Here is a 5,372-nt window from a genome sequence, read left to right on the forward strand (position 1 = left end):
GCCTCATTAACTCTAAGAATACGCCCAAGCACCTGCCGAAAATACAGCTCAGTTTTGACAGAACTCATGTGGCAACAAACTTGAAGACGCGGGATATCCGTACCTTCGCTGATCATTCCAACGCTTACAATCCATTGAGCATCACTTTGACGATAACGTTCTATTTCGGCTAAAGGTTCTTCATGGCGATAAGTAACGATTGATACAGATTGAGAGTACTTTTGAGAGAGTATCTTTTGGATTGTTTGAGCGTGCTGAACAGAAGAGGCTACAACTAATCCTCCAGCATTGGGTGATTGAGTACGGATTTTTGCAAGCTTCTTACAGCCAAGCCCAAGTAGGTATTCCATAGCATCTTGGTTATGTATGACACTTTGGTATGAAGTTTTTGTTTGCTTAAGCATTTCTAAGATTGAAGAAAACGATTCAACTTTCTCATCACTGGTCACTGAAAGATGTTCGTTATCAACCAACACCAACTTTGGAGTTCGACAAACCTTATCGACAATTGCTTGCTTTAAGGTGTATTGATAATCAACGAGGATTTGACCTTCTGGATCACTATATTCAGACATTACTATTGGTAGAGAGTCTGAACGCCATGGAGTACCTGACATAGCAAGCGTGTATGTCGCAAGCCCTTGAACCTTCATTAGTACTTGTTGGCCCCAAACATTCGCATTTTCAAGTTCAGACCCAGAGCAATGGTGAATTTCATCAAATACAACAAATACTCGATGGTTACGTAACGTCTTCCAGAATTCATCATTAAGAAATTGAATGGATTGGTATGTTAAGGATTGCCCTATTGAACCTAATCCGCCATTAAAAGCGCAATTCAGAGTCTGAGAAAAGGTTGTTTTAATTCCATCAGAAACCGTTAAAGATGGAGAGAAGCACAATACAAGATCAACCATACCTTCGTTAAGCAACCTTGATGCAACTGTTGCGGCGAGCACCGTTTTTCCAGCCCCTGGGGTTGCTTGACAGAAGAAGTGCTGTTGATTTGTCCTAAATTTCAGTAACGCTTTTTCAGAACATTCGATCTGCCATTGCCTTAACATGGTAAGTTGTCATCTGAGAGCGTTTTAAGAACATTCGTTAATCCATTAACCTTTCCAAGCAGGTGCGCTGAACGTTCTTTTGCTTGCTGTAACAATGGGGATAATCGGCTCTCAAGTTCAGGAAAGCGGCATCTTAATGATTGATATTCATCAATTTCACCAAGCACGATCTCCAATTCACCTTTGTATTCGTTACTCTCTCGAAATAGCACAGAGTAATCCGATGTAGATTGCTTTACCGAAACTTCACGTTCAGACTTTCTTCGAGCCACAACTTCGAGTTCTAGAAATTGTTCGGTTTGAAAATACCTTTTGTTCCTTCCTTCACCTTCACTTCGAAGCCAACCCCTTTGCTGATATTGCCATATTTGGCGATAAACCTTCTTCCGAGCTTCATCAAGGTTTTTTATGCCATCTTCAATGTTTAATAAAGCGTCCCTAGCTTCTATAACAGAAAAACCATCCATTCTTTTTTTAATCAACAACTTGTGCATTACTGCACTGATTTTTATAGAACGTTTCATGTACCAGTTATACCAATTAAAATACTAAGGATTGCTTAGTATACAGAAATCAGTAAAACTAAGAAAATCTTAGTCACATAGAGCCAATTAGTATGAATCATAAATGTCGATCGGCAACCCTATTCCAATGCGGCTCAAAGAGGTACGCAAAAAAGCAAAGATCTCCCAAAAAGAATTGGGAGTGCGTATTGGTATCGATGAAAGTTCAGCTAGTGCGCGAATGAATCAGTACGAGAAAGGAAAGCATACGCCGGATATCAGTACATTGAAGAAAATGGCTGACGAGCTGGGTGTGCCTCTAAATTACTTTTTTTGTGAGGATGAAAGTTCAGCTGAACTAGCTTGCTTGATTGCGAAAATGAATGAAGAAGAAAGAAACAAGCTAACAGCACAGATAAAGTCAGCTAACCTTAAAATCCAAAAAGAGAATTAGAAGTATATGAGTGATATTTTGAACGCTGTACATCATACTATCCGCAACCTATATGAGCTCAAGGCAGTCGATGGAAAAACTTTACGTGAGTTTGAAGCTATTTGTTTATCAGATTCATATGACGTTACTAGTTTTGAAGATCGAGAGACTAAAGCTCAAACAATAAGTTCCAGCACAACTAGCAACTTTGAAATCCCCTCTCCCCCAAGCAGGTAATACAGTCGATATTTTTCTGGAAACTGATATTATCTAAACTCAATTTTTAGGAAAAATAGCGAAAGATAGCTGTTTTTCTGGAAAAGGCTATCAAGCCTTATCATTTAACCCTTTCCAGATTTATTTCAGAAACCACCTGTGTTGGTAAATTATTACGATGCGTTAATCAACGCCTTTAGTTGCTACTTTAAAAAGCAGTCCTTGGGACTGCTTTTTTTATGCCCGCTTTGAACCTTAGTTCTCGATTCTACGTAACACCAATATTCACCTAACTAGAAAAATGGAGTTTGTGATGAATCTACTAATTGAATCATTTGAAGGCGGGATTTATTTAGCTTACCAAGTCGTTGGCGAGCAAAAGCAGTTAATTAAAGACGACCACCACCATCCGATGAAGTTTTTGAGTGTCAATCAAGCGCGTGACCACTTTAGCGATCAAGGCGTATCGTCAGCAACACTGATACATAACAGCGCTTACGATGAGATGTGCGGTGAGCACTGTGGTAGTACACAACCATTCGAGATTGATTTGAAGTGGAGTTGAATAGCTTTTATGTTTCTTTATCAATAGAAAGGCTTGCACATCGGCAAGCCTTTTTCTTTAGTGGCTTAACGCACCATGCGCTTTTGCCTACGCTTAATATTCTGTTCTTTCACCATGAAATCAAATAACGGAGCAAAGAGATTCGCAAACAAGATTGCGAGCATTATGCCTTCTGGATACGCGGGATTGAGTACTCGAATACCGACCGTCATCACACCTATCAGAATCCCGTAAGCCCATTTACTATTATTAGTGAATGCGGCAGATACCGGATCGGTCGCCATGAAGAAGGTACCAAACGCGACACCACCTAATACGAAGTGCCAGTAAAACGGCATCGAAAACATTGAGTTAGTATCCGATCCAATCCAGTTCAGTAGACTCGACGTCACCACAAGACCAACAATCACACCAGCCACAATACGCCAAGATGCTATCTTCATGACAATCAGAATCACACCAGTCAGCATAATGAGTAGTGAAGAAACTTCACCCATCGAGCCCGGAATATTACCGATAAAGGCATCCATCCAAGTGATGGCCTCACCTGTCATGTTGTTGATCAGCGACGAGCCACCGCCTTCATACCATTGGCTGAGCGGTGTCGCTCCTGAATAGCCGTCAGCGGCAACCCATACCAAGCCTCCGGACATATTGGCAGGATAAGCAAAGTAAAGAAACGCTCGCCCCGCCAGTGCAGGGTTGAGGAAGTTTCGCCCTGTACCACCGAACAACTCCTTGGCAACAACAATACCAAAGGTGATACCCAAAGCGGCTTGCCACAGCGGGATAGTTGGCGGAAGAATAAGTGCAAACAGTACCGAGCTTACAAAAAAGCCTTCATTCACCTCGTGTTTTCGCACAACGGCAAATAAAACTTCCCAGAAGCCCCCCACCACAAATACGGTGGCATAAACAGGTAAGAAGTAGAGCGCCCCCAAGAACATCTGACTTCCCCAGCCACTTGCTACTAAGGACGGTGCATCACCAAACGCCCACGATAAGCGCCAACTACTGTCGATGATAGAAGCAAGCTCGGCACCGGAATAGGTAGCGGTTAACCCCATCACGGCTTGATGACCTACGTTGTACATACCCCAAAACATCGCGGGGAAAGTGGCTAGCCACACCAGAATCATAATCCGTTTTAGGTCAATACTGTCCCGAACATGGGTTATACCTCGGTTCACATTCCCTGGCGTGTAAAATATGGTCGCAAATGCTTCATACACTGGGTAGAGCTTTTCGTACTTCCCCCCAGCTTCGAAGCTAGGAGCCACATCTTCTAATCGTTTTTTCAAACTCATAATCTCAATCACCTTGTTGCTGAGTTATGGTTTTCTACGCACCAACAGCGCTATTTGAGCAATTTTTAGTGCTTTTTGATCAAATTCATTTGAAGGCGTCTGCCATCAGCTATCGATACACTGCTTAACCAAGTCCCCCTAGCCTTTGAATTACGAGACCTAAAAACAACAAAGCCCCAGCAATCGCTGAGGCTTAAGTAAGGTTTCAATCCGACTTGTTACTTCACACACATCACGTTAAGTAGTGAAGAGCCTTTGAGTTGGTTTACGTTACCATTAGTGAACAGGCCTTTCTTATCCGCTCCCCAATAAGGTAGGTGCATTGGCCAGTTCTGGTTTTCCATCACTTTTGAGCCTAGGATGCTCTGCCATTGCTTTTCAGTCATCAGCTTCATGTTGAGCTTATTACATACCAGCTCTGCACTACCGTAATCCAAACGACTCCAAGGCTTACCTTGCTCCATGTAGAACTGCTGCTCATGGTCTAGCAGGTAAGGGATCGCATATTGGCTACCAGCAACATTTGCCGTCACGCGAACTTCAATATCTAGATCGTTATCTGAATTTTTGCCACCACTTGGCAATGCCTGAATGGCAGCCGCACTGGTCACTGCTGCCGCTGACTTCGCAGCTACGGGTTTCGCTGCAGGCTTAGTTGCAGGTTTTATAGGAGCCTTAATCGGTGTCGGTTTTGCTGCTTTAGGCTCGGCCGCTTTTGCCACGATAGGTTGTGATGAGGTCTGCGACTTATCAACCATACGAATAAAGGCTTCGCCATAACCTGGCACCTTACGAACCTGAGCTAGATCTTTTCTTGCATCTGAAAATGTAGAGTAAGGACCAATCAAACAACGATAATCACCACCCTCAGGTTTCATCCATACGTTGGTCGAAATTTTGCCGTAAAGAGGTTTTGCTTGGCTCAGTGACAAAGGCTTGTTCAGAAAGCCACATTGAACCCAAAACAGCTCGTTATCTGAATGACGTTTAGGCGCTTTATTACCCCAAACACCCTTACCGATCGGACATGATTGCTCTAGCTGTGGTAATTGATTGGTACTTGCCTGAGTAGCATCACATAAAACCGATTCTGCATTAACTTGGCTCGATACCAAGAGGGATGCAGCAATAAGCCCCATACGATAATTTCTAATCACAGCGCGACATACATCATTCATTGTCAATTTCATAACCACCACTTAAACCCTTACGGGTTAATTGTTACCGAATTAATGTCGATAAAACATGAATTCCATTTTAAGTACTATTGACACTATCAATGAT

The 5,372-nt window shown here is 42.6% G+C and carries 6 protein-coding genes; 2 read left to right on the forward strand and 4 right to left on the reverse strand.

Translation table 11 applies throughout. The features are described from left to right. Together BCT81_RS04360 and BCT81_RS04365 are read right to left on the reverse strand one after the other, a co-directional pair. Positions 1-1,064, reverse strand: a 1,064-nt coding sequence (locus tag BCT81_RS04360; protein ID WP_102423345.1) for a DEAD/DEAH box helicase family protein, incomplete at its 3' end; no start/stop codon positions are given. Continuing rightward, positions 1,058-1,588, reverse strand: a complete 531-nt coding sequence (locus BCT81_RS04365) for a hypothetical protein (protein WP_102423346.1) — start codon at positions 1,586-1,588, stop codon at positions 1,058-1,060. The genes BCT81_RS04360 and BCT81_RS04365, both read right to left, overlap by 7 nt. Positions 1,589-1,691: 103 nt before the next feature. Between BCT81_RS04365 and BCT81_RS04370 the strand changes: the two genes are divergently transcribed. Continuing rightward, positions 1,692-2,021 carry a helix-turn-helix transcriptional regulator gene (locus BCT81_RS04370; protein ID WP_102423347.1) on the forward strand — a complete coding sequence of 110 codons (330 nt, stop codon included), beginning with the start codon at positions 1,692-1,694 and terminating at the stop codon, positions 2,019-2,021. 496 nt (positions 2,022-2,517) lie between these two features. Further along, a complete protein-coding gene (locus BCT81_RS04380; RefSeq protein ID WP_345778909.1) occupies positions 2,518-2,781 on the forward strand; it encodes a DUF6482 family protein in 264 nt (87 codons plus the stop codon). Between the two features lie 65 nt (positions 2,782-2,846). Here the strand turns inward: BCT81_RS04380 and BCT81_RS04385 are convergent, their stop codons facing one another. Continuing rightward, on the reverse strand, positions 2,847-4,088 hold the full coding sequence (locus BCT81_RS04385) for an NADH:ubiquinone reductase (Na(+)-transporting) subunit B (protein WP_102423349.1): 1,242 nt from the start codon (positions 4,086-4,088) through the stop codon (positions 2,847-2,849). 218 nt (positions 4,089-4,306) lie between these two features. Continuing rightward, on the reverse strand, positions 4,307-5,278 hold the full coding sequence (locus BCT81_RS04390; protein WP_102423350.1) for an SPOR domain-containing protein: 972 nt from the start codon (positions 5,276-5,278) through the stop codon (positions 4,307-4,309). Positions 5,279-5,372 lie beyond the last annotated feature (94 nt).

It is taken from the genome of Vibrio sp. 10N.261.52.A1, from assembly GCF_002876325.1.
GTDB lineage: Bacteria > Pseudomonadota > Gammaproteobacteria > Enterobacterales > Vibrionaceae > Vibrio > Vibrio chagasii.